This window comes from Candidatus Bathyarchaeota archaeon A05DMB-5, assembly GCA_019685655.1.
Taxonomy (GTDB): domain Archaea; phylum Thermoproteota; class Bathyarchaeia; order Bathyarchaeales; family Bathycorpusculaceae; genus DSLH01.
Genome location: JABFQP010000004.1, coordinates 40,891 through 65,480, shown reverse-complemented (window position 1 = coordinate 65,480; position 24,590 = coordinate 40,891). Strand labels below are relative to the sequence as shown.

Sequence of the window (24,590 nt, the reverse complement as noted above, 5' to 3'; positions counted from 1 at the left end):
AGAAAAGAAAAATGGAAAGAATAATAAATTTTGGCTTAAGATGATGTTGGCTGTTGTCGTTTGACTTCTAAGTAATCAGTTAACAGTAAGACGCCTTCTATTATGAAGAATATGCCGACTACGAGGTTTAGAAACTCGCTCCAGGCTATGACTATTATGCCGAATACTATGCAGATTGCAGCCAAGATTGGTTTGGAAACTGTTATGCCAATTTTTCTTAATCCTTTTTCAACAACTTCTGTCAAACATGTTCACTCTCCTATGCATCCTAAAGAGAACATATGAGCCAGTTATTATTTAAAAATATTCACAAGTATACTGGAACATGCGACGCTATACAGTCTATAAAAGTATATATCTCAATCTTCACACTAATACAGTGAAGTGAACCAGACATGGAACAAAGAAAAATCATGTCCCTCGGACGCTCTTCACTTGTGGTTTCTCTACCAAAACACTGGACTCAACTTAACGAACTAAAACAAGGAGACGTCGTCTCAATAGCCATAAACCGTGACCGCTCACTCGTTGTTTTCCCCGGCGCAAAAAAAGAAAGGGAAACAGGCAAAATAACCCTTCACGTAGAACCAGACGAGAAAGATATTTTCGTGATACGCAGCATAATCGCCTGTTACTTAAACGGCTATTCAACAATAAAGTTAGTCTCAACCAAATTTTTCACTGTAGCCCAACAAAAAGCCATTCGCGGAATAGTTCAGATGCTTTACATGCGCATCATGGAAGCTGACACGAAAGAGATGCAAATCGCAACGCTAATAGACGAGTCCAAAGCGTCAATCCAAGCTGGAATCACCAGAATGTACAAGATATCCAGCTCCATGTGCCGCGACGCCTTCACAGCCCTAAAAAATCAAGATGCAGCACTTGCAAAATCGGTTTTCACACTTGACGATGAAGTTGACCACTTCTCCTTCTTCCTACTGCGTCTACTTCGCAGAGCAGCAGTCGACTCCACATTAGCTAATCAACTTGACCTTGAACCCATCGACTGCCTCGACTATCAAACTCTCGTACACCGCATTGAACAAGTTGCAGACCAAGCTGCTAACATAGCTAAACACCTCATAATGCTTGAAGGAAGAAGAAAGAAAGTTTCCGAGCAGCTTTTGGAGAAAATGTACGCTGCAGGTTGCGATGCTCTGGTTTCTTACGACAAAGCTGTAAACGCCTTGCTCACGAATGATGTGAAGTGTTCTGACGAAATCATTGAAAGTCAAGCAAAAATAGAAAAATTAGACCAAGACATAGCGGCTTTGGCTTTTTCGAAAGAGAAAAGCACTGAGGTTATTTGTGCTTGTTGTTCTTTACGGGATAGCATTCGGCGAATAGCAGAGTTTGCGGCGGATATTGCTGAAATTACTATTAACCGCTCTTACAAGCCATCTTTTTGAACTTGTTCATGAGCCTTTCTTTTCTTTGGAAGGATAGCTTAGGGTTACAGCGAGTTTGGTAGGGGAGATTTCTCCTTTCAAGATTTTTCTTGCTAACTGGAATGCATAGTTATAGTTGTATATTGTGCCTTTTCCGTTTCTTCGTGCTTCCTTAAGAATTTCTCGCTCCAGCTTGTATTTCAACCTGCCAATGGTTAATGCGCCAATGCCGAAGATTCCCGGAGCTATTTCTCTCATGTCGTCTTCAAGTTTTATTCCTTCAACTCCCAATGGTGGGACAGCGTTTACGTCAGCAATTACTTTTGCAAGCTTAATTTCATTAAGCATTTCTTTACTGATTATTCGAACACCCGCTACGGAGACGCAGAATATTACATCTGATTTTTCTATAACCTCCACTTTCTTCGCTGGTGTCGGCGCGAAAACTCCTTCCACAGTTACACCGTACTTGCTTTGAAGCATACTCGCCAGTTTTGCAACGTATTCTTCTCCGTCAGCGCGGTCTGGATTCGGACTCACAATTTTGACATCACATCCAAGTCTTGCCAGAAGAATAGCCGCAACTCTTCCAATAGCGCCTGTGCCAAAAATTGCGCAACGTTTGTCCTTTAGGTTTCCAAGTTTTGAACGCGTTAAGGCTTCTTCGACTTTCGCTATCATGGCAGCAGCTGTCGTGTAGGCTCCGGCTGGGTCGATTATCGTGCTGGCCTCAAAAGGTGGAAACATTGAGTCACGAGCAACTTTTAAGACTTCTTCGGCTTTTTCCATGTCTTTTCCGCCTATGAAGAATGTTGTGTGTTTGATTCCTTTTGGGTCTCTGGAGAAGATGGCGTCTTGCACTATTCTTTTTGCTTCTTCTGGCGTCACGTTCTCATAGGGCACTACTACACTGAATCCTGCGTCGTATGCCATGCAAATGTCAAAGGGGCTTGCTCTTTTGTCCGTGTCCAGAAAGAAGAGTATGTTTGGCGCTTCTTCCGCAGTTTTTTTGATTACAGGTTTGATTTGAATTTGCATAGACCTTAGCAAATCTTCAAGTTCTTCTGGCGGTGCTTTTTTGTTTGAAAAAAGTAATTTTTTTGTAGGCTGAATTGTTTCTACTTCCACATCCACTGATTCCAGCAGCTTTTTTACGCCGTTGACGTGCTCTGGACTGGATAGGTGAAGGCATGTAACTTCTTCTTTTTCGATTTTCTTAGCGTTTTCAAGGATGCCCATTACAATCCAACTTTCCCTTACTGAGAACTTTGCTTCCCGTTCCATTTCATCTATTTCTTGCTGCAAACATTGCCCATAAGCCATAAGATATTCTTCTTCAATGCTTTGTGTGTCGGTTTCTTTGGATGGTAGCGATTCTAGCGCTTCGACTATGCGGTCTCTGAGTTGCTTCTTTTCTTCGATTAGGGAAATTAGATAGCCTTTAGCGTTTTCGTCAATGTCTACCAGCGAGAAGGGGATTCTTTTTTTCTGGAACAATTGGGCAATAACATTATTTTGGCCCAGTTTCTCGACAGAACGGTTTCCCTGTTCTTCTGTTGCAATGTCAGGGTTTGCCTCGTCAACAAGTTTTTCGAGGAAATTAGTGAAGGCGATGGATGGTTTAAAAACGGATGAAAGGGGGTTTTTGGGGGTGCAGTTGTTTTGTGGTTCTGTAAGCCAGAAGGGCTCGCTGTATTCTTTTTCTACAATTATGACCCTTAACGTTTTTCCTTCTAATGGAGTTATTTCAAGTGATTTCATGGACTTGTCACCTTTGGATGTATAGGTTAAGTGCAAAATATATATACCTAATCGAAATACCATATATACATACTAATAACGTATATAAAACGAATTCCTATCTTTAGGTTACGTTTTCTGCTGATAACCTAAAACCTTTAAGCCATTTCTGAAAAATTTCCTCATCAAAAGAAGGCGGCAACAACAATTTATCCTTTATTTTTGGTTTTCCATCTTTAGCGTGCGGCCGTCTAACTAACGTGTCAGAGTATTTTTCAATTTCTCTTGCTTCTTCAGCCAAGTCGGCTGCTGCTTGAGCAATTTCGTGAGCGCAAGCAACGAGTGGGATATACTTTTCTTTCTCCTTTTCTGCAAAGCAAGCCCGCGTGTTAACTTCAGCTATTTTTTTAGTTAACTCATAAGCCGCCATAGCTTTTGCTTTCGCATAGGGATTTCTAAAGTCTGAGTGATCTCTGATATTTTCGGTGTCTATTATTAAACATGGAAGTTCCGGAGTTGCTCCAGCCTTGTAGCCATGTATAAGCCTATCAATCTCTTGATATACCATCTTGTAAACGCCAGTAATCGCAAGAACTTTAATGATGTTAGAATTGAAAATTGCCATTTCAGTAGGGTCCAAAAACTCCTTTCGCGCCCCAATGAGTGGGTCGCCCATAACAATAATATAGCCAAAACCATGCTTTTCAAATTCTTCTTTAAGGCGTTTTCCCGGCGCATCTGATATGAAAATACTTGAGATTCTTTTTTCTAAAAGTATTTCTCTGGCTTTTGTGGGTCCTTGAACGGCGGGGTTTGGTGATATAAATATTACAAAGGTGGGGTTGAAATCAAAAATTTTCGGCAACACTTCAGCCACATCCTCAGCAACCATCTTCGAGCCTGTCGTTACACTACGCACACTGATGTCTTCTCTATCAGCAAGTTCGTCCAGAAGAAGCTCAAGCAAGGGAGCAGTGCCGATGTTGCCGCACTTAACAACACCTATTTTGACTTTTTCCAAGGAACACACCTAATAGTCAAACTTAAAGCCGTATTTAGAAAATGATGTTTATAAGGATTTCACGACTACGGTTTAAAGAGATTCAGAGCCATTTTATGATGGGCTTCTAACAATGCCATAAATGCCAAAGAATTTAAACCAATTCCTCTTTTCTGTATAGTAAAATTCCGTGAAGAGGAACAAACGCATGACCGAAGAAAAATTCATTTACAAAGCAGAAAACGGAAACACGTGCGAAATTGTAGACACCTTTGCTGAGATGTTTCCATTATGGGCTGGACGCGTATTAATAACGGCTGACAATGAAAAATGGGCTTTGACAGCTGCAGCAGTTGCAACAGGCTTTGCAACAAGCGTAATCATGTCACCAGCTGAAGCAAGTTTGGAAGGCGTTGTCTCAGCAGACAAAACCCCCGACAACCGCGTAGGCGCTTTAATCCAGATATATAACCGCAATAGGTTCGACTTGAAAAACCAGATGATAACGCGAATAGGACAATGCATAATGACTTGTCCAACCACCTCAGCCTTTGACGCCTTACCTAATGCTAAAAGGAAACTGAAAGTTGGCAGAGCCATACGATTGTTCGGCGATGGTTTCCAAAGAAAAGGTTTGGTTGGCAACAGAAAAGTTTGGAAAATTCCAGTCATGGAAGGAGACTTCATAGTTGAAGACACTTTCGGAGTCGTAGAAGCCGTTGCCGGTGGAAACTTCCTAATCATGGCTAAAGACAAACTAAGTGGACTAAAAGCGGCGGAAGAAGCAGTAAACGCAATCAAAGCCAAAGCAAGTGAAGTAATAATGCCTTTTCCCGGTGGAATCTGCCGTTCAGGCTCTAAGGCGGGTTCTTTAAAATACAAGCTTAAAGCATCAACTAACCATCCATTCTGTCCCGGATTAAGAACCGTTGTGCCGGATTCTCAGCTTTCAGAAGGCGTAAATTGCGTTTACGAAATTGTTGTTAATGGTTTGACAGTGGATGCTGTAAAAAAGGCTATGAGCGCAGGAGTGAAAGCTGCAGCAAGCGTGCTAGGCGTTGTAAGAATTTCAGCAGGCAACTATGGCGGAAAGCTTGGTCCATACAAGGCATTTTTGAAGGAAGTTATCGGATTACCCTAAATTTCTCCCAAACTCTTAATTTGCTGCTTGTCATGTAGCTTTACGCTAGACAAGATTAGTGAAAGCCGTTGAGCACGCCAAAAAGAACTTCGCTGGAACTGTTTAGACTTAAAAAAACACTGGACACGCTAGCGCGCAAAGAAGGACGCGGCACCGAACTCGTTTCGCTCTACGTTCCACCGGGAAAGCAGATAAGCGAAGTCATGAACATGCTCCGAGACGAATATGGCACAGCGTCAAACATAAAATCCACAACAACACGCAAAAATGTCCAAGAAGCTATTGTCAAGGTTCAGCAGCGTCTTAAACTGTTCAAAGAAACGCCAGAAAATGGACTTGTAATATTTTGTGGTGCAATTCCACAAAATGGTGCTGGAAGCGAAAGAATCGAAACTTACGTGATTATTCCGCCTGAACCGATACACATCTACTTGTATAGGTGCGATTCGCGATTTCACACGGAGCATTTGCAGGAGCTTCTGAGAGAAAAGGAAACGTATGGCATACTCCTCGTAGATGCTTCAGCCGCCACGCTCGCAACACTCCAAGGCAGAAGACTTGAAATAGTAAGGCAAATATCATCAGGTGTGCCGGGAAAAACCCGCGCTGGTGGACAATCAGCAAGAAGATATGAACGACTTAGAGAGATGAGGCTTCAAGAATACTTTAGGCGACTGGGCGAGCATGCCAACGAAACATTTTTGCCAATAGAAAACTTGAAGGGCTTGATAATTGCGGGTCCAGGACCGACTAAATTTGACTTTGAAAAGGGTGATTATTTGAATTACATGTTGAAGGAGAAGGTCATAGATGTTATTGACACGGCTTACGTGGACGAACAAGGCGTTAAGGAAGTTGTTGATAAGGCGCCGGAAATCATGCGGAAGATACGTTATATAGAAGAAAAAAGGGTAATGCAGCAATTTCTTTACGAAATTGGACATGACACTGGAATGGCAACGTACGGCGAAGAAGAAGTTAGAAAAGCATTAGAAGCAGGCGCTGTAAGAACTTTGCTGCTTTCTGAAGGAATTGACATAGTGCGTGTTAAAATAAAATGCAATGCGTGCGGCTATGAAGAACAAGAAACCATCAAAAACCAGATGCTAACAAACTTTGAACAAAGCCTGGTAGGAAAACCTTGTCCAAAATGTAAAGCTCCATCTTTAGCTATTGCAGAAATGCAAGAGTTGATAGAGAATTTTGCACAATTAGCTGAATATACGAACACGGAAGTGGAAGTAATATCAGGCGAAACAGAAGAAGGACAGATGCTCAAAAATTCTTTTGGCGGAATAGCCGCGATATTGCGGTTTAACCTTCAAAGAGATTAGAAAAACTTACACGCTTGATAAAATACGTTCTATCTCACTTTTTCCAATGCTATATACCAGCAATTTTTTATTTTTAGAGGCAAATCCGGAAACAAGCTTCACTCTTTTACCAAAAAGTCGCGAAACCTCTTTCACAAGCTCTCTGTTAACTTTGCCTTTTAAAGGCTCTTCTTTACAGAAAACAACAACTTCATCCCCTTCAACTGTTATCTTGAATTCTTTAGAACTAGGCTTTACGTAAACTTCCAGGATTGAGCCGTTTTTCACTTCGCTAATTTTCATAACGAAAACCAACTAGGATGCTTGCTCAATCGTATAAAAAGACATTTAAAATATGATGTTAAAAGCGGAAATCCCTAAGTATGAGCAGCACATTTCCAAAATTACAAGGTGTCAATAACGAAACATTCCTCCTTGTATCTAAACTGGTATATCCACGTGCCACAAGTAAAGTATGATTTCCGCTCAAGCGGCATCAGCTATTTCAAATACAACTTGACGTTGGGCGAAGTTGACTTAAACGCCAACTACTCAAAACTCTTGTCAGAACTTCTAGCTCAAAGATACAACGTAAAGCCCGAAAATGTTTTCATCTCCAGCGAGGGAGCCTCAGGCCAAAACGCACGAATAATTAGATATCTAGCTGAAAAGGACGGAAAGAAAAGAGAAGCAATAGTTGAGTATCCAACGTACGAGCCATTACTGCGGCAAGTGCAGGAACATTTTCCATGTGTGAAACGATTGGAAAGAAGAAAGAGCGAAGCGTATAGGCTTGATGTGGAAGAACTGCAGAAAAAGGTTTCAGAAAAAACTAGATTGCTTGTGTTGACGAATCCTCATGCGCCAAGCGGCACAATAGCCAATGCAAACGAGTTGAAAGAGATTATGGCGGCCGCTAGCGAATACGGTTTTTATGTTTTATGTGATGAAATATACGCGGAGTTTGACAGAAGCGTGGTTCCTACACTTTTTTCCATCGACAAAAATTTAGGCATAGTCACGACTAGTTTTACGAAAGCGTATGGTCTTGGCGGATTGAGACTCGGCATAGCTTTGGCTAAAGAGGACTTGGTTGAAGAGTTATACAATGATGTGGTGAACACAATAGGCGGTAGCGTAAGTATTGTACAATTGATTGCAGCGGAGTTGCTCAAAAAAGACATGGACAAACTTGAGAAACATAAACAAAAATGGACAAGCATCAAAAGCGAAACGGAGAAATGGTTGAGTGAAAGGGGTTTTAGATATTTTCCTAACAAGACTGGCGTGACTTACTGGATTGAGCTACCGATAAAAGATACCTATAGATGGATAAATGAGCACGCAATACCAAAGCACGGTTTGACTCCAGTTCCCGGCGCATTCTTTCTTTTCAAAAGCAACTATAAACTAGTAAAATCAAACATGGTAAGATTGGGTCTAGGCAACGTAAACCCAGATAACCCAAACCTTGCTGAAGCATTTGAGGCTTTCGAAAAAGCCTTGGAGACCTACAGAAGTTGATGCCGAATGGAAATTGTTGAGATTATAATTATTGCACTTGGGTTGGCGATGGATGCTTTCGCCGTTTCAGTCGCAAATGGCATGATAACAACGAAGCATTCAAGAAACAGCGACGCTTTGAAAATGGCAACGTTTTTTGGGTCTTTTCAAGCGTTCATGCCCATAATCGGATGGGCAATTGGTCTCGGTTTAATAGATTTTATATCGGGTTTTGACCATTGGGTAGCATTTGGACTTTTGGGTTTTATTGGTTGCAAAATGATTTACGAGGCAATAAGGAAAGTAAAAGAAGAGAAAAAGGTTAAGACATTGAGCGTTCATGTTTTGTTGATTTTAGCGATTGCCACAAGCATCGATGCTTTGGCTGTTGGGATAAGTTTCGCATTTTTGAAAATAGCCTCAATAGCGATTCCAGCGATAATTATTGGCGTTGTAACGTTTTTGTTGTCGTTCTTCGGGGCTTCTACTGGTAATAAACTTGGAGAAGTGTTTGGAAAGAAAATAGAAATTGTTGGTGGCCTCATCCTCATCGGTATTGGATTAAAGATATTGATTGAGCACTTAGTCTAAGTGAGTTTCTTCAGGTTTCCTATTTAGAAAAACCTAATTACAATAGAAAGTCATCTTAGTCTTTAGTGGGAGCATTTGACAGAAAAGAAAACAAAAGCTGTAACATGCCCATTCTGTGGCGCTCCCTACAAAAAAATTATTCCACCGAATGCTTTACAATTAGAGTGCATGTATTGCAGAGGGGTATTTCTTGTCCCGCCGGAAATTAGCGGTGGATTACCTAAGTGTTTTAATCATGGTGAGAGGTTAGCAATAGGTCTTTGCAATGATTGTGGCGGAAATTTTTGCAGTGAATGCCTTTACATCTACGACCTTAAAACAAGAGATGCAGAAGCAACGCTTCATCTATGCCTAGAATGCTTGACAAAACGACACCGCAAAGAAGCCGACTCTTTCATCTACGCAAGCGTATTCTTTCTGCTTTTTGGCGGAATAGCCGCGTTAATGACAGTTCCAACTGGTCTTCTAGGTGGCATTTTCGTTGCTATACTCTTCTTAATTCTTGGAACGGCTATGGCTATTTATGGGTTTTCAAAAAGATCTGAGTTGCCTCATGAATTGACCATTAACGATGTGAGGGGGGAGCATAAGAAAATGAAAACTGAGTTTGCTGACATGGAAGAAGTTGATGCTACGGAGCTTTACGACGAACTCTTGAAAAGATATATAAACCATTGGGGATTAGACATGGGAACAGACCTTCTTAACAAGGAAATATCTGCTTATTTGAGACATGGAGCAGATTTTGAAGAAGCCGTCAGAAAAATCTACCGGCGACAACAAAGCAAACATTCGTGACGAAGTTATGTGGACCGGGGGGGATTTGAACCCCCGACCTCCTGAGTGCAAGTCAGGCGTTCATACCAAACTGAACTACCGGCCCACAAGTGTTTTTCCGACTTGCTTTCACGTTTTGGTAGTATTTAGGTTTTGTTTTGGAGACGTAGGCGAGTGTGACCGTTAAACTTAAACATTCTATTTGTGTTTCTTTAGTGTTCTCTCTGAGAGGGTGGTTTGCAATGGTTGATGCGAGGGTTGAGAAGCTTGCAAAGCTTTGTGTTCATTATTCTGTGGATGTGAAATCTAAGGAGAAGGTGCTTATTCAGGGGAATGTGCAAGCGTTTCCGCTGATGCATGAAATCTACAAAGAATGCTTGTTAAGTGATGCTTATCCATTTATAATGCCACAGCTTGACACTACTTACACATTCTTCAAGTACGCTAAAGAACATCAGCTCACTTATGTTTCATCATTTGAAAAATTCCTAATCGAAAACATAGACACGCGAATTTCCGTCTTTTGCGAGCCAAACCCAAAAAGGTTAACAAACATAGACCCAACTCGAACAAGAATTTTCGCCGCTGCCAGAAATGAAATAAGCGCAATCTTCTACAAACGCGTCGCTGAAGGCAAACTCAAATGGACAGCGTTACCATATCCTATAAATGCTCAAGCACAAGAAGCAGCGATGGCACTTGAAGAATACGAAGACTTCGTTTACAACAGTTGCCTTGTAGATAAAGAAAATCCTATAGCAGAATGGAAGAAAATCTATAAGCAACAAGAGAAAATCTGTGAATTCTTGAACAAAGCCAGTGAAATTCACGTAGTAGGCGAAGACACAGACTTAACTTTTAACGCAAAGGGCAGAAGATGGATAAACTGCGGTGGAAAAGAAAACATGCCAGACGGCGAAGTCTTTACTGCACCAATCGAAAACTCAGTGAACGGCACGATAAGATTTACTTTTCCAGGATTAGTTTTCGGAAGAGAAGTTGAAGACATAAAACTCACGTTCAAAGACGGAAAGGTTGTGAAGGCGTCGGCAGAAAAGGGCGATGAGTTTCTGCAGCAAGTCCTTAAAATTGAAGGCGCAGAACGCATTGGAGAAGCAGCTATTGGAACAAACTATGCCATAACAAAATTCACTAAAAACATGCTTTTCGACGAAAAAATGGGCGGAACAATACACATGGCTCTTGGAAACTCTTACCCAGAATCTGGAGGCGTAAACAAGTCGCCAATTCACTGGGACATTCTAAAAGACATGAAGAAGGGCGGAGAAATCTACGCGGACGACAAACTATTCTACAAGGATGGCAAGTTCTTAATATAACAAGTTTTATCCATTCCTCTATCTTCATTTTAGATGCAAACCAAGAATGCCACCATAACAAGTAGAAAAACTGAAGTGACCTTTCAAATGGAAAATCCCATTAAAAGAAACTCGCTTAATCTTGCATCTAGTGTTCATGTGTTTTTTAATTTGGGACTTTTCCAGTTTTTAACATTTGTGAGAAGGGGAGTTTTCTACACTTTTATGATAAACTACCTTTACACTCTAATGCCAAAAACCACGTTAACTGCAGCTCTTGGAACACTTAACATGGTGGCTTCTGCCTTAGGCCAGAACTTGCTGTGGGGAAGAATAAGTGACCGTTATAGACTTAGAACAAAACTGATAATTATTGGCGAAACAATAGCTGCATTCAGTTACATACTCGTGTTTATCACTCACAAATCCTTAATAGATGCTGGAAGCAGTTTCGTTGCGGGCTTGGCGATAATTTTTGGTTTATCCATATTGGAGTTTTTTTGGTCGATGTCAGATGTTGGATGGGCAACGTTGCTTACGGATGTTACAACGCCCGAGATACGTGGAAAAGTAGTTGGAACGTTAAACTTCATTGCGTCATTAGGTAGAATGACTGGCATAATATTCGCGGGTTTCCTATATTGTAGTGGAGAAGGGTTTAGGAATGGCACAATATTTTACATAGTTACTGTTTTACTGTTCGCGGGAACAGTGATAATGGCGTTTACGTCAAGGCGCGTAAAAACAAGAAGCCATGAACAAAAACAACAAATTAACATGGAAAACAACGAAAATGACATTGAATACACTAATGAAAGCGAAAAAACCTACAAGTGGTTCCTGATATCTCTCATAATCATAGTTTTAGGTGCTGCGTCAATCAATCAGATTTTTCTTCTTTTTATCGACTTGCCAGAAGGACTAAACGCAAGCGACGCGGAAATGAGCCTTATACTGAGCGCTTGGACGGTAGGTGGCATGCTTGCCAGTGTAGTATCTGGAGGACTTGCAGATAAAATTGGACGAAGCAAAGTTCTATTCGTCGGTTTGATTCTCGCGGCAATTACGCCACTCTTTTACAGCGTACCCTTAAATGTTCCAATGATGGCTTTAACTTATGGATTAAATGGCGTAGCATTCTGGACACTCTATACGGTGGGTTTCGCTTTTGCTGGAGACATAATTCCAGAGCATAAAAGAGGACGATTGCTCAGCAGATACAATACGGTTATGGCGTTAAGCTGGGGACCTGCCGGATTTTTGGTTGGCGGGCCAGTTGCAGATTTTCAAATTGAAGTGTTTGGGTTGCCTAGACATGCAGCTTATGTGAATGCCTTCTACATGTCATCAATTATAGTGGTGTTGGGCATGATAATTTTTGCTATAAAGGTTGCGAGGAGAAAAATTGAAAGCAACGCTTAATTTTTAAGCTAACGCTTACAAAAACAGCATTGGGAGATGGTGTAATGCTGGAATTTAAAACCGTGAAAGTTGAAGTACCAAAGGACTGCAATGTGATTTTAGGCATGGCACACTTCATCAAAACAGTTGAAGATTTATACGAAGCGTTGGTTAACGCTGTGCCTAACATAAAATTTGGAATAGGCTTTTGTGAAAGTTCTGGACCATGCTTAGTGAGACATGAAGGAAACGATGAAGAATTAAGACGGTTAGCGGCGGAAAAAGCCTTCCAAATTGCTTGTGGTCACAGTTTCATAATTTTCATTAAAAATGCTTATCCAATAAACGTTTTAGACAAGATCAAAAAAGTGCCAGAAGTTTGCACCATTTACGCTGCTACGGCAAATCCTCTTGAAGTCTTAATTGTTGAAACTGAACAGGGAAGAGGGATCATGGGCGTTGTTGACGGGGTAAAGAGTAAAGGCGTGGAAAAGGCTGAGGACGTTAAAGCAAGAAAAGAGTTTCTGAGGAAAATTGGCTACAAGCTTGGTTAGGCATAATTTGTATTCTGTCAAAAAATGAAAGTTGCAGGGTAGAATTGTCTTCGATGCCGCGTTGCCCCGCAAACTGTTGATGATTAAATGGTAAGCTTGCGAACGTGTCTTATGTTTCACTTGTGCGCCATTAATTGTTCTTGCAATTCAAAAGGAATTTTCTCTTTCATTCTTTCGGCGGCATAAGCCACTAACTGTTTAAACTGTTTTTCTGTTAAAATGTTTCGTGCTCTTGATAAAATTTCAAGGCAAACTTCTTTAAAAACGAGGTCTGCGCAGCCCATTTTTGCGTCGTCTATTAGTTCCTTGCAACTTTGAAAGATTTGCTCGCTCAAGGCAATTTCACCCTGCAATCACATAGCTTAACCGTGAAAAATATTAAAACACTTATGAATTTAGAATATTGATTTACAGTTCTCAATTGTTTCATGAAAGATAAAAGGTGTATGGCAAATGAGTGTTAAAGGTGAACTTCGCTTTATTGGAGTTGTTGCAAAAGCCGGTGAACAGAAAGCTGTAGTGCGGATTTTTCCAGAATTTCGTGCGGGACTTAAGGGCATACAAGATTTTTCGCACCTTATCATTCTTTACTGGATGCATCTGCGTGATAAAGAAGAGGAGAGACAAACATTGCTGGTTTTTCCACGAAAGCACGCGTGGAACGTGGAAACGGGTGTCTTTGCTTGCAGAAGCCCTTCACGTCCAAACCCAATAGGTTTGTGTGTTGTGGAACTGGTTAAAGTTGAGAAATGCAATCTGACCGTGAAGGGACTTGATGCTCTCGATGGTTCGCCAATAGTGGATGTTAAACCTTATCTTCCTAGGGCAGATTCTTTTCCGAATGCGCGTGTTCCCGAGTGGGCGCTGCAAGGACCGCCAACATGAAAGGAAAATTGGATTAGAAAGTGCAGTTAAGTATATCTATTTAGAATTAGCTAATCGTTTTTGTATGATAACTATAATTGGCGCTGGAAAAGTAGGAAGCGCTGCGGCATTTAACATCTTAAGGTACAGAATAGGCGATGTTGTGTTAATTGACATTTTTGAGAATTTAGCTAAAGGCGAAGCCTTAGATATGATGCAAACGGCGCCAGCGATTGAGTTTGATGGGAAGATTGTGGGAACAAACGATTTCAGCGCAATGAAAAACTCAGAAATTGTAATATTAACAGCGGGTGAAGCGAGAAAACCAGGGATGACACGGATTGACCTTATGAACAGGAATGCGACGATAGTTAAATCTGTGGTTAAGGAAATTGTGAAGTATACGCCTGATTGTAAGTTGATGGTTGTCACAAATCCCGTTGATATTATGACTTATGTGGCTTACAAGGAATCTGGTTTTGAAAGAAATCGAGTTTTTGGAATGGGAAACATTTTGGACACTCTGCGTTTTAGGTCTTATATTGCGACGGAATTGAATGTTTCTAGGGAGGATGTTCGTGCTTTAGTTATTGGTGAGCATGGGGATTCTATGGTTCCGCTTGTTGAGTACGCTTCTGTTTCTGGGATACCTATAACGAAGTTGCTTAGGGAGGAGCAGATTGAGAAGATAGTGAATTTGACAGTGAGTTCTGGTGCTGATGTGATAAAATTGAAAGGGTCGACGACTTATGCACCAGCGGCAACAATTGCGATTATGGCTGATGCCATTCTTAGGGGTAGAAATCGAGTGATGAGTGTTTCTACGGTCTTACAGGGAGAATACGGATTTTCAGACGTTTCTATCGGTGTGCCAGTAGTTTTGGGCAGAAATGGAATAGAAAGAATACTAGAGTTGAAGTTAATGCCGAAGACGAAGAAGAGTTTCGAAAACTCAGTGTTGACCATTAAAGAAGCCATAAAGAAACTGAATGGTTAGAAGAACGTTATTTGTTCTGTAAAGTTTATCCCCCCTTATATATAGGTTCAACTTTTTTTCTTGTAGGGCAGAGGTTTTTAGATAGAAGAAAATTTTCTAGTGTGCAGATAGACGTCGATTTTGAATAGTAGCTGATCTAATTCTTCTTCCGCAGCGCATTCGGTGTAGTTGAGTTCTAGAATGGTAGGGCTGTCCCTACCCATATCAAAAAAGGGTTCAAGTCCTAACTCTTATTTTGAAGATTCGATAATTTTGTGACGTAACTCTAATATTTTTAATAGAAGTAGCCTTTCATCATCTATTATGTTCAAAGTAATTATACTGAAAAACAGATGGATAAAATTTAAATTCCACTGTGCGGTTTCCAACGTTGCTTAATGTTTCAAGCATAGATAGTTCAACATGCGGAAAAGAGTGTAACATAAGAGTGCGAAATGTTATGGAGAAGATTGTGGTGACGGTGACCTGCTACGCTTGTTGAGTTAGTTACTGCTTTCTTTTTAATACTGGTTGCATCTTTTCTTGTTTACATGTTTGGTCGTTGGTTGTCAGCAAAATCTGCGCGAGACGGGAAAGGTGAATCCACGTATGCGTGTGGAGAAAAGGCAACTTTCTGCAAATTGAGAATTAATGTGTCACTTTATAAGTATCTCATATATTTTGTAGTTTTGGATTCCTCGATTTTGCTGGTTGCTTTTGCTTCCTTAAAACTTCAAATAACGAGCGTGTTTTTATTCATGCTTTACCTGAGCATGGTGCTTATATCGAGTTTCCTTCTTTTTGAAGGGGGCGATCAATAATGTCTTCTGCTCGTCTTTTAAAATGGGCGAGGTTGAAATCACCTTGGGTTCTTCATTTCAACTCTGGAGCGTGCAACGGCTGCGATATTGAGGTTGTTGCGCTTTTAACGCCTAAATATGATGTGGAACGCTTTGGAATCTTGCTTGAGCCTTCGCCAAGGCATGCGGACGTTCTATTAACTACTGGTGTAGTCACGAGGCAATGTGCTGGTAGGCTAAAGCGTATTTATGAACAGATGCCTGAACCAAAATTTGTCGTCGCAATAGGCGCCTGTGCTTGTTCAGGTGGCGTGTTTGAAGGAAACTATAATGTGCTGGGAGGTGTTGACAAGGTTATTCCAGTTAACGTCTACATTCCCGGGTGTCCACCGAAACCTGAAGCGATGATTGACGGAATCGTAAAGCTGCTTAAATCAATCGAGGCGAAAACAAGTGACAAACGTTGAAAATGACGTGGCTGTTCTGCTCAGCAATAAGCTTGGAGAGAAAATCCTTCAAATTGGGACTCTACAGCCTGGCAGAGCCTTTGTTCGCGTTGACGCTAAGTTTCATAAAGATGCATTAAAAGCTTTGCTTGAGGCAGATGAAAATGCTGGTTTATCGGCGCTTACAGGTGTGGATTTGGGGAAGACTATTGAGCTGATGTACCATATCCGTAGTCGTGGAACCATAATTACGATTAGGACAGAAGTGCCTAAAGAAGATGCGGAGATCAAGAGCATAACAGATTTGATTCCAGGTGCGAATTTTCATGAAAGAGAAGTGGCTGATTTATTTGGCGTAAAGTTTGAAGGACATCCAAACCTCAAGAGATTAGTCTTGCCGGATGATTGGCCGAAAAATCTTTTTCCACTTAGGAAGGATGCTGAGGTTTTTGTTCCAAACAGAATGGAAAATGCTAATGTTTCTTCTGGCGAAGGGCAGCTCTCGAACGATGGGAAGTTGATAAATATTATAGTGGGTCCTCAGCATCCTGCTTTGATAGAGCCAGAGAAGTTTTCTTTAAAAGTTGATGGAGAAAATGTGAAAGAGGTTGAGCCTCGCATTGGTTATGTCCATCGAGGAATTGAGAAAGCCGCGGAAAAGCGCACTTACCTGCAAGATATCTATTTGGTTGAAAGAATCTGTGGAATCTGCAACGCTTGCCACGCGGCATGCTTTTGTCAGGCAGTGGAAGCTATATTAGGTGTGAGCGTGCCGCCGAGAGCCAATTATCTGCGAACATTAATTTTGGAATTGAACCGAATTCATAGTCATATGCTTCTTTTAGGTCATGCTGGATTAGAGATTGGGTATGAGACTTTGTTTCAGTACATGTGGCGTGACCGTGAACCAGTGATGGACATTGTGGAGTGGCTTACTGGCAACAGAGTCATTGCCTCATTCATAACAATAGGTGGCGTAAGGCGAGACTTACAAGAGGAGACTGTTCCAAAGATTAAAACAGAATTGATGAACTTGAAGGAAAAAATGGGCTTTTACAAGCGTATTTTTGAGAACGATCCGACTTTTAAGATGAGAACTAAAAATGTTGGAGTGCTGAGTAAACAAGATGCTTTGAAACTATGTGTTGTTGGTCCAGTTGCTCGGGGGTTCTGGCGTGAAAATGGATGTTAGAAAGGATGAACCCTATGCGGCTTATAGTGAAATCCCATTTAACATAGTGACTTACGATGAAGGGGATTCTTGGGCGAGGCTTATGGTTCGCTTGGATGAAATTAGTGAAAGCATAAACATAATAAATTATGTTTTGGACAATTTGCCGAGTGGACCTTACAGAGTTAGAGTGCCAAGAATCGTGCCAATTGGCGAGGCGATTAGTCGTGTTGAAGCGCCGAGAGGTGAATTGTTTTACTATGTGAAAAGCAATGGGACAGCATATCCAGAACGTGTGAAAGTGCGTACTCCAACTTTTGCCAATATTCTTTCTTTTGTTCGAATTGCAGAAGGCGGCAACATAGCGGATGTGCCAGCAAGTTTCGTTAGTTTAGACCCTTGCTTCTCTTGCACGGATAGATAGGAGGCAGAAAATGAGCCTAAATCCAGAATTTGTTTTTCGCGTGTTGGTCTTTCCTGGCTTTGCCTTTATTTTGTTGTTTACTATGTTTTGTGACTGGGTTGAAAGAAAAATAGAAGCTCGGATGCAAAACAGAATGGGACCTACTTATACTGGTCCAGCAGGTGTTCTTCAACCTCTGGCTGATTTCGTCAAGTTGTTGACAAAGGAGGACATAATTCCATTTAATACCAGAAATGTTGTGTTCAGGCTTGCGCCTATTCTTTCTTTTTCAATTTTCGTTTTTGCTTTTCTCTTTTTGCCAGTTGATGGAGCAAACGTTATCCCAAATTCAAATTTTGAAGGAGACCTAATTCTTGTCCTAACATTGGTGTCTATTGCTAACTTTTTCCTTTTTCTTTCTGGATGGTCTTCAACAAACCCCTACAGTGCAGTGGGCGCAACCAGGGTTTTGACACAGTTTCTTGGTTATGACATACCTCTTTTCATTCTTGCGTTAGCTCCGGCATTTCTAACGGGCAATCTTAGCATTTCAGCTATAGCTTTGAGTCAAAATGTTCCATTTGCCCTTTTAATTCCATGGGTTTTTGCATTGTTTATCCTTACTCTTCAGGCAGAATTGGAGAAAGACCCGTTTGATGTCCCACATGCTGAAACTGAGATTGTTGGAGGCTACGAGACAGAATATACTGGCAGAAAGTTAGCTTTCTTGAAGCTTTCTAAGGATGTGCAAATCGTTCTAGGCGCAGCCATTGCCGTTGAGCTATTTTTGGGTGGTCCTTATGGACCTGTATTTTTCGGTTTGCCTATGTTTTGGTATGCTTTATGGTTTGTGCTTAAACTTCTAGTGGTGATTGTGATTAGTGAATATTTGACGTGTGTGTTTGCAAGGTTGCGCATTGATCAAGTGTTGGTTGCCAACTGGAAAGTGTTGTTGCCTCTGTCGCTATTATCCCTTGCTGTAACAGTTGCCTTGGGCTTGTGGTTCAATCCATTAATGAGGTGAAGAGACAGATGGTTAAGTTGTCGCCAATGTTGAGGGAAGTGTTTTCTCATGTTTTTAAAAAACCAGCTACACGGAAATATCCAGAAGTGAAGCCGAAAGTTCCTGTTGGCTTCCGTGGCAAACACGTGTTTGATATAAGTCTCTGTGTTAGTTGTGGCTTGTGCGCTAGGGATTGCCCTGCAAAGGCTATTGAGATGGTTGATGTGGATGGGAAGAAGAGGCCGTTGTTTCACTTGGATCTTTGTGTTTTCTGTTATCAATGTGCTGAAAGCTGTCCTAGGAGTGCGATTAAAAGTTCGGAAATTTTTGAGCTTGCCTCAACTGATAAATCTGACTTGGTGGTAAAGCCTCAAACAGATTCGGGTAAGGTTGGCGGTGCGTAGAAAATGATTGTTGAATTGATTGCGGTGGGTTTGGTTGTTTCGGCTTGTTTGGCAATCTATCTTGATGAGGCAGTTTATTCTGTTGCTTCTTTGGCTTGTGTGTTTGTTTTGATGGCGATTTTGTACGCTTTAAGTGATGCCACTTTTGTAGCTGTTTTTCAGTTAGCTGTTGGTGCTGGGACTTTGGCGGTTCTTTTCTTGTCTGGTGAAATGCTCAGCGAAAAGCCAAGCAAGAAAAAGTCGTTTAAAAACCTGTCTCTGGTTGCTGTAGTTGCCTTGGTGTTGTCGCTTCCATCAGTTTTATTGTCTGTTGCAGTTATGCCGGCTAATGTTTCTTCGAGTGTTTCGTTTGGGCAAGCTATTTGGGATTTGAGAGCAATAGACGTTGTTCTGCAGGGTTTAGTCATAATGACTGTTGCTTTGGGCATTGCGATAGTTCTTTATGAAAGAAAGGAGGGTGAACGCTGATGGATTACATAATTCTTTCAGTTACATTGCTTGCAGTTGGTATTTACGGTCTTTTGACTAGGCGTCAATTGGTAAAAGTGTTAATATCGATTGAATTGATTGCAGTGGCGGCTTCGATGAATTTTGTTTTGCTTGCTTCTTCGTTGGATAGAGCTTTAGGTGAAACGTTTTTGATACTTGCTTTTTCCACCGACACTTGTGTTACTGCTATTGTCTTGGGTTTGCTTGTTATCGCTTCTAAGAAGTATGGAACATGCGACATCAGAAAGCTAACAGAAATAGAACAAAATAAAACAATTGAAAATGAGGAAAAAGATGATAGCGAAATCAGTAAGGGTGATGAGTAATTGCTTCCTTATGCACCATGGCTTGTTTGGATAGTTCCAACCATTTCTAGCCTGTTTATTCCAATAATTGCGCGGCTAGGCGGAAAAGCAAGAGAATATTTTGCAGTAACAGTGAGCCTAGTTGCTACGATATTTGCATTTTCTATGGTTCCTGACGTTTATTTTGGCGCTTTAGCGAGTCCAGACATGGTTTTTCCATGGATTCCTTCCATGAGCATCGATGCAGGCGTATTCGTCGATTCGCTCAGTGTCCTATTTGCGAATTTAGTTGCTTTCTTCAGTTTTGTAGTTATCATATATTCTATAGGCTATATGGCTGGTGAAGAAAACTTGACCCGTTACTACTTTTTCATGCTTCTTTTCATGGGTTCGATGATAGGTCTTGTCATGTCAGATAATTTTCTTCAGATGTTCATTTTCTGGGAAATGGTAGGGCTTTGCTCTTATTCACTGGTTTCTTTCTGGTATCGACGCCCCGAATCAGTTCGCGCAGGAGTGAAAGTTTTTCTGATGACCCGTATAGGTGATGTCTGCTTGTTAGCCGCGATTGCCCTTCTCTACACAAGTTTAGGCTCTTTTTCTTTCTCCTACACTATTAAAAACATTAGGACTGTACCTTTACCAATGTTGACTGCGGTTGCCTTTCTAATGCTTGGAGGAGCAATCGCGAAATCAGCCCAGCTACCTTTGCACACTTGGCTCTATACTGCAATGGAGGCTCCAACTTCGGTTAGCGCCCTCTTGCATGGAGCAACAATGGTGAAGGCTGGTGTTTACTTGATTGCTAGGTTGTTCATACTTTTTGGCTCAGTGATAACTTTAATCCCATTATGGTTATCTTGTGTTGCTTGGATCGGTGCTATTACTGCGTTCATTGGGGCTACTTTGGCTTTGTATACGCCTGACATAAAAGGAGTGCCTGCTTATTCAACCATCAGTCAGATAGGATTTATGATTGCCGCATTGGGTGCTGCCTCGTCTCCTTCTTCGCTAGGCTGGTTTGCTGGTTTATTTCATATGTTAAGTCATGCTTTCTTTCAAGGCTTAGGTTTCCTTACGATTGGCGGCATCATTCATATGTTAGGAACCCGCGATATGCGTCAGATGGGCGGACTGAGGAAAGCCATGCCAATCACGTTTTTGCTCTGCATAGTTGTCATGCTGGCTCGGACTGGTGTGCCCCCATTTGCAAGTTTCTTCAGTAAGGGCTTCATTATAAGCAGTCTCTGGTCAACAGGAGATGTTTTACTTGTGCTTACAATTTATGCGTCCACAGCGGTCACTTTTGCATATACTTTGCGTTTTATCATCCTAACTTTTCTGCGTGAACCATCTGAACATGTAAAGAAAACTCACCTACATGAACCGCCGAAAACAATGCTTTTCGCATCTGGGATACTCGCGGTTTTGTGCTTCGCTTGGGGTTTTCTAGGACCTTTGATAGGTAATTTCATGCATGTAGGTGTAGAAATGGGACTAAGCGAAGTTTTCAGTTCAGCAACTCTTATTTTTCTTCTAATTCTTTTTGCAGGAGGTTTCCCCATTTACATAACTTACTACAAGAAATCAGAGAGTATAGAAAAAATCAAAGGTAAACTGTTGACTCCTCTGATCTTAATTTTGGAGCATGGCTATTTCTTTGATACTTTTTATGAAAAAGTTGTTGCACGAAGTGTCTTACTAATTTCTGTTGGTCTTAAGCGGGTTGAAACAACTTTCTTTAACCGTCTACCGTATCTTGTTGCAAGTGAAGTAATGAGTTTGGCTCATAACACTCAAAAGTATTTAGACATTTTTGCCGATGAATTACTCTACATGGCTACGAACAAGACTTTGGCTTCGGCATCAAAAATTAAAAGAATGCGTTCAGGCTCCCTACAACATTACATAGCAGCTGCACTCATTGGGTTTTTAATAATTCTAATACTAATAATAATCACTATGCTTAGGTGAAGCAAATGGAAAACACACTTTTATTAACACTGCTTCTACCAACTTTGGCTGTTCCATTCGTTTATTTGTTAGGTAGAAAATCTTCCAAAACAGCCGCCTTCCTGGTTGCTTTAATATGCATAATCAACATAGCAGTGCTTTCTACAACCGTGCCATCCATTCTCAACGGCGCAGACCACAAATATGTCGAATCTTACTATTGGATTCCCGTTCTCCACTCTTCTTTCACGCTTTTTGTTGACGGAATCAGTTTCTCAATGGCAATCATAACCCTAATACTCATTTTAACAGCCACGCTTTTCTCGATAAATTACATGCAAGAAAGAAAAGGACTCGCTGAATACTATGCTCTTTTAACATTACTCTCCATAGGTCTCGTCGGCGTCTTCATCACATCAAACCTCATGCTCTTCTACTTCTGCTGGGAACTAATGCTCGTCCCAACCTACTTCATAATAGGCGGATGGGGCTACAGAGAACCATACAGAGCCGCCTTCAAATTCTTCATATTCACACACGCAGGCGCAGTCTTCGTCCTCTTAGGCATAGGCGCAATATTCATGGTTACAGGAGACTTAGACATGTTTCAAGCACAAACCGCACTAATGACTGCTAATCCAGAACTTGTAAAATGGATTTTACTGTCTCTCACAGCAGGCTTTGCAGTTAAAATGGCTGCTGTTCCAGTTCACATGTGGTTGCCAGACGCACACTCTGAAGCCCCAGCGCCAATGTCTGCACTTCTAAGCGGAGTCATAATCAGCGCCGGCGCTTACGCAATACTCCGTGTATCATTGGGAACAGTTTTTCCAGCCGTCATGGCAACAGACTTCGGAAGCCTTTTCCTGCACGGACTAACGATTTTCGGAATTTTATCCGCCTTCTTCGGCTCATTAATCGCTTTGGTGGAAACAGACATAAAACGAATAATCGCGTATTCGAGCATAGCACACATGGGCTACGTTCTCTTCGGGCTTTCTCTTTTTCCATTCCAAGAAGCCATAACTGGAACAGTCTTACATTTGATAAATCACGCGGTAAGCAAAGGCTTGCTCTTTTTGTCAGCTGGAGCAGTTATGAAGCAACTCGAAATTCGAGACATTCGCGAAATGGGTGGACTTGCTGGGCAAATGCCAATCACAGCTACATCTTCAACCACTGCAGCATTAAGCATCGCTGGAATACCACCATTCGCATGTTTCATCAGCGAATTTCTAATCTTTGTGGGAGCATTCCAAACAATCAACAACGACAACTTCTACCTTATACCAACAGCACTAATGCTAATAGCCACAGTTTTATCCCTAGCCTACGCCCTAAGATTCGTAGGTCACGTTTTTCTCGGCTCAGCAAAACATGAAAAAATAACAGACGTTCCATTCTTTATGAAATTAGCCATGATTATTTTGACGGCATTCGTCATCGTTCTTGGCATATGGCCGACATTTTTCATACAACTCATCACGAGCGTGACCTTCATTTAGCGAGGCAAGCCAATGATAGAAATCTTGGACATATCTTCACCCATAATTGTTTTCGTCGTGTTTTCGCTTCTAACAATACCAGTAGTTAAAACTGTTCGCAAAAGAAAAACTGGAAAAACTACTCTCATGCTTGGCTGGTTCTCAGCGATATTCATTATTGCAGTCATAAGCGTAGCAAATCTGGCATTGAAATATTATGCGCAACCACCGCCTCAACCATTCCTTAACTTAACATTAACCGATGAACCGTTCGCCATGTTTTCAACAACATTCCTAGTAGACGCAGTATCGATTTACATGGCAATAATCTTCACAATAGTCGGCGCCATGGTTTTCATGTACAGCCTTTTTTACATAAATTCTGATGAAAAACTTTCAGAACGCTACTATTCAATTATACTAATAATCATCGGCTGCGTAATAGGAACAGCGTTCGCTGGCGACCTCTTAACACTCTTTATTTTTTGGGAAGCCACAGCAGCAGGCTCAAGCTTCCTAATGCTATATCGGAAAACATCTAGGTCTTTGCATGCCACCATAAAATACTTGATCATGATAATAATTGCTTCAGCCTTCATAATCTATGGACTTTCAATAGTCTACGCTCTCACGGGCACACTTAACTTCTGGGCAGTGAAAAACGCGTTAATGGCTCTTGAAGATAAGCACCTACTTGAAATAGCCTTCATTTTCATCGTAGCAGGCTACTCAATCGAGGCTGCTGTCGTGCCCTTCCATATGTGGTTGCCAGACGCCTACGCTGCAGCTCCAGCATCCTCTTCAGCCTTCTTGTCAGCACTTGTCGATCAAGGAAGCTACTATGTTTTGCTAAGAGTCCTCATCTACATTTTGACGCCTTCCACAGTCCTACCTTGGACCCTTATGCTTGCAGTTTTGTCTGCGTTAACAATGATAGTGGGTAACTTGCTGGCGTTAACTGAAAAAAACGTTAAGCGTTTAATAGCGAATATATGCATTGCAGATGTAGGCTATAATCTTGTAGCAATAACCAGCGTGACATCGCTTGGAATAGTGGGTAACCTCTACTTCTTCCTTATCGGAGGAATAACCACAGCGCTTGCCTTCATGACTGTTGGAATTTTAAACAATATGGGATATGAGACTTTAGACGATTTTTCAGGGATAGGGAGAAAAATGCCGCTTACAAGTTTAGCATTACTTTTCGCCGCCTTTTCTTTTGCAGGAGTCCCACCTCTCGCTGGTTTTATTGCAAAATATTTAGTTTTTACATCTGCAATAGAGGCAAATCTAAGCTGGTTAGCTGTGATAGGTGTTTTAACCAGCGTAATTCAAGCTGCATACTTGTTGAGATTAATCAATTACATGTACGCGAAAAAACCGCGAGAAGAAGCAAAAATTAAAGAGCCCAAAAAACTCCTTGCAGTAATTTTCATTCTTGTTGCAGCAATAATTGTTTTAGGATTATATCCAACAATCATTTTAGACCTTATCAACCCGGTAATACAGCAACTTCCGTTCGTGCCATGACTTCTTTCAAAAACAACTACAGATATTTTAAT

27 protein-coding genes and 1 tRNA gene are annotated in these 24,590 nt (G+C 41.3%); 22 read left to right on the top strand and 6 right to left on the bottom strand.

The window, feature by feature from the left end; all coding sequences use genetic code 11:
* Nucleotides 1-35: 35 nt before the first annotated feature.
* On the bottom strand, nucleotides 36-245 hold the full coding sequence (locus HM003_06225) for a hypothetical protein (protein ID MBX5328931.1): 210 nt from the start codon (nucleotides 243-245) through the stop codon (nucleotides 36-38).
* A gap of 150 nt (nucleotides 246-395) precedes the next feature.
* Here HM003_06225 and HM003_06220 point away from each other — a divergent pair, with 150 nt between their 5' ends.
* Nucleotides 396-1,412 (top strand): phosphate uptake regulator PhoU, encoded by a 1,017-nt coding sequence (locus HM003_06220; GenBank protein MBX5328930.1) that lies wholly within the window; start codon nucleotides 396-398, stop codon nucleotides 1,410-1,412.
* 6 nt (nucleotides 1,413-1,418) lie between these two features.
* Here the strand turns inward: HM003_06220 and HM003_06215 are convergent, their stop codons facing one another.
* The gene (locus HM003_06215; GenBank protein ID MBX5328929.1) at nucleotides 1,419-3,152 is read right to left on the bottom strand and encodes a hypothetical protein; all 1,734 of its coding nucleotides are present in this window, start codon (nucleotides 3,150-3,152) and stop codon (nucleotides 1,419-1,421) included.
* 103 nt (nucleotides 3,153-3,255) lie between these two features.
* Nucleotides 3,256-4,152: a F420-dependent methylenetetrahydromethanopterin dehydrogenase gene (locus HM003_06210; GenBank protein MBX5328928.1), complete on the bottom strand. Its 897-nt coding sequence runs from the start codon at nucleotides 4,150-4,152 to the stop codon at nucleotides 3,256-3,258.
* A 187-nt stretch (nucleotides 4,153-4,339) separates the two neighbouring features.
* Here HM003_06210 and fhcD point away from each other — a divergent pair, with 187 nt between their 5' ends.
* Nucleotides 4,340-5,272 carry a formylmethanofuran--tetrahydromethanopterin N-formyltransferase gene (fhcD, locus tag HM003_06205; protein MBX5328927.1) on the top strand — a complete coding sequence of 311 codons (933 nt, stop codon included), beginning with the start codon at nucleotides 4,340-4,342 and terminating at the stop codon, nucleotides 5,270-5,272.
* A 68-nt stretch (nucleotides 5,273-5,340) separates the two neighbouring features.
* The gene (gene prf1, locus HM003_06200) at nucleotides 5,341-6,606 is read left to right on the top strand and encodes a peptide chain release factor 1 (protein MBX5328926.1); all 1,266 of its coding nucleotides are present in this window, start codon (nucleotides 5,341-5,343) and stop codon (nucleotides 6,604-6,606) included.
* A gap of 6 nt (nucleotides 6,607-6,612) precedes the next feature.
* On the opposite strand, the gene HM003_06195 is transcribed toward prf1, so the two are convergent.
* Nucleotides 6,613-6,888, bottom strand: a complete 276-nt coding sequence (locus HM003_06195; protein ID MBX5328925.1) for a DUF167 domain-containing protein — start codon at nucleotides 6,886-6,888, stop codon at nucleotides 6,613-6,615.
* A 156-nt stretch (nucleotides 6,889-7,044) separates the two neighbouring features.
* Here HM003_06195 and HM003_06190 point away from each other — a divergent pair, with 156 nt between their 5' ends.
* The 3 genes from HM003_06190 to HM003_06180 all read left to right on the top strand — a co-directional run bounded on the left by HM003_06190 (nucleotide 7,045) and on the right by HM003_06180 (nucleotide 9,477).
* Nucleotides 7,045-8,109: a pyridoxal phosphate-dependent aminotransferase gene (locus tag HM003_06190; GenBank protein ID MBX5328924.1), complete on the top strand. Its 1,065-nt coding sequence runs from the start codon at nucleotides 7,045-7,047 to the stop codon at nucleotides 8,107-8,109.
* Between the two features lie 6 nt (nucleotides 8,110-8,115).
* Complete coding sequence (locus HM003_06185) at nucleotides 8,116-8,679, top strand: manganese efflux pump (protein ID MBX5328923.1); 564 nt, start codon at nucleotides 8,116-8,118, stop codon at nucleotides 8,677-8,679.
* A gap of 75 nt (nucleotides 8,680-8,754) precedes the next feature.
* Nucleotides 8,755-9,477 carry a hypothetical protein gene (locus tag HM003_06180; GenBank protein ID MBX5328922.1) on the top strand — a complete coding sequence of 241 codons (723 nt, stop codon included), beginning with the start codon at nucleotides 8,755-8,757 and terminating at the stop codon, nucleotides 9,475-9,477.
* A 10-nt stretch (nucleotides 9,478-9,487) separates the two neighbouring features.
* On the opposite strand, the gene HM003_06175 is transcribed toward HM003_06180, so the two are convergent.
* Nucleotides 9,488-9,562, bottom strand: a tRNA-Ala gene (locus tag HM003_06175).
* 136 nt (nucleotides 9,563-9,698) lie between these two features.
* Here HM003_06175 and HM003_06170 point away from each other — a divergent pair.
* From HM003_06170 to HM003_06160, 3 genes are all read left to right on the top strand, one after another.
* On the top strand, nucleotides 9,699-10,796 hold the full coding sequence (locus HM003_06170) for an aminopeptidase (protein MBX5328921.1): 1,098 nt from the start codon (nucleotides 9,699-9,701) through the stop codon (nucleotides 10,794-10,796).
* Between the two features lie 87 nt (nucleotides 10,797-10,883).
* Nucleotides 10,884-12,197 carry an MFS transporter gene (locus HM003_06165; protein ID MBX5328920.1) on the top strand — a complete coding sequence of 438 codons (1,314 nt, stop codon included), beginning with the start codon at nucleotides 10,884-10,886 and terminating at the stop codon, nucleotides 12,195-12,197.
* Between the two features lie 47 nt (nucleotides 12,198-12,244).
* Nucleotides 12,245-12,730, top strand: a complete 486-nt coding sequence (locus tag HM003_06160; GenBank protein MBX5328919.1) for a hypothetical protein — start codon at nucleotides 12,245-12,247, stop codon at nucleotides 12,728-12,730.
* 116 nt (nucleotides 12,731-12,846) lie between these two features.
* On the opposite strand, the gene HM003_06155 is transcribed toward HM003_06160, so the two are convergent.
* Entirely contained in the window at nucleotides 12,847-13,065 is a 219-nt protein-coding gene (locus HM003_06155) for a hypothetical protein (GenBank protein MBX5328918.1), read from the bottom strand.
* A gap of 118 nt (nucleotides 13,066-13,183) precedes the next feature.
* On the opposite strand from HM003_06155, the gene tsaA reads away from it, so the two are divergent.
* From tsaA to HM003_06090, 13 genes are all read left to right on the top strand, one after another.
* Complete coding sequence (gene tsaA, locus HM003_06150; GenBank protein MBX5328917.1) at nucleotides 13,184-13,615, top strand: tRNA (N6-threonylcarbamoyladenosine(37)-N6)-methyltransferase TrmO; 432 nt, start codon at nucleotides 13,184-13,186, stop codon at nucleotides 13,613-13,615.
* Between the two features lie 64 nt (nucleotides 13,616-13,679).
* A complete protein-coding gene (locus HM003_06145) occupies nucleotides 13,680-14,591 on the top strand; it encodes a malate dehydrogenase (GenBank protein ID MBX5328916.1) in 912 nt (303 codons plus the stop codon).
* Nucleotides 14,592-15,136: 545 nt separating this feature from the next.
* On the top strand, nucleotides 15,137-15,391 hold the full coding sequence (ndhC, locus tag HM003_06140) for an NAD(P)H-quinone oxidoreductase subunit 3 (GenBank protein ID MBX5328915.1): 255 nt from the start codon (nucleotides 15,137-15,139) through the stop codon (nucleotides 15,389-15,391).
* Nucleotides 15,391-15,837, top strand: a complete 447-nt coding sequence (locus tag HM003_06135) for an NADH-quinone oxidoreductase subunit B family protein (GenBank protein MBX5328914.1) — start codon at nucleotides 15,391-15,393, stop codon at nucleotides 15,835-15,837. The genes ndhC and HM003_06135 overlap by 1 nt, the downstream gene beginning before the upstream one ends.
* On the top strand, nucleotides 15,824-17,008 hold the full coding sequence (locus HM003_06130) for a hypothetical protein (protein MBX5328913.1): 1,185 nt from the start codon (nucleotides 15,824-15,826) through the stop codon (nucleotides 17,006-17,008). The genes HM003_06135 and HM003_06130 overlap by 14 nt, the downstream gene beginning before the upstream one ends.
* Nucleotides 16,998-17,411, top strand: a complete 414-nt coding sequence (locus tag HM003_06125) for a hypothetical protein (protein ID MBX5328912.1) — start codon at nucleotides 16,998-17,000, stop codon at nucleotides 17,409-17,411. Before HM003_06130 ends, HM003_06125 begins: the two co-directional genes overlap by 11 nt.
* A gap of 10 nt (nucleotides 17,412-17,421) precedes the next feature.
* Entirely contained in the window at nucleotides 17,422-18,414 is a 993-nt protein-coding gene (locus HM003_06120; protein MBX5328911.1) for an NADH-quinone oxidoreductase subunit H, read from the top strand.
* 8 nt (nucleotides 18,415-18,422) lie between these two features.
* Complete coding sequence (locus HM003_06115; GenBank protein MBX5328910.1) at nucleotides 18,423-18,797, top strand: NADH-quinone oxidoreductase subunit I; 375 nt, start codon at nucleotides 18,423-18,425, stop codon at nucleotides 18,795-18,797.
* Between the two features lie 3 nt (nucleotides 18,798-18,800).
* Entirely contained in the window at nucleotides 18,801-19,265 is a 465-nt protein-coding gene (locus HM003_06110) for a hypothetical protein (protein ID MBX5328909.1), read from the top strand.
* Nucleotides 19,265-19,612 carry an NADH-quinone oxidoreductase subunit K gene (locus HM003_06105; protein MBX5328908.1) on the top strand — a complete coding sequence of 116 codons (348 nt, stop codon included), beginning with the start codon at nucleotides 19,265-19,267 and terminating at the stop codon, nucleotides 19,610-19,612. The genes HM003_06110 and HM003_06105 overlap by 1 nt, the downstream gene beginning before the upstream one ends.
* Complete coding sequence (locus HM003_06100) at nucleotides 19,613-21,565, top strand: NADH-quinone oxidoreductase subunit L (protein ID MBX5328907.1); 1,953 nt, start codon at nucleotides 19,613-19,615, stop codon at nucleotides 21,563-21,565.
* Between the two features lie 5 nt (nucleotides 21,566-21,570).
* Nucleotides 21,571-23,049 (top strand): NADH-quinone oxidoreductase subunit M, encoded by a 1,479-nt coding sequence (locus HM003_06095; protein ID MBX5328906.1) that lies wholly within the window; start codon nucleotides 21,571-21,573, stop codon nucleotides 23,047-23,049.
* A gap of 12 nt (nucleotides 23,050-23,061) precedes the next feature.
* The gene (locus HM003_06090) at nucleotides 23,062-24,558 is read left to right on the top strand and encodes an NADH-quinone oxidoreductase subunit N (protein ID MBX5328905.1); all 1,497 of its coding nucleotides are present in this window, start codon (nucleotides 23,062-23,064) and stop codon (nucleotides 24,556-24,558) included.
* The last annotated feature ends 32 nt before the right edge of the window (nucleotides 24,559-24,590 follow it).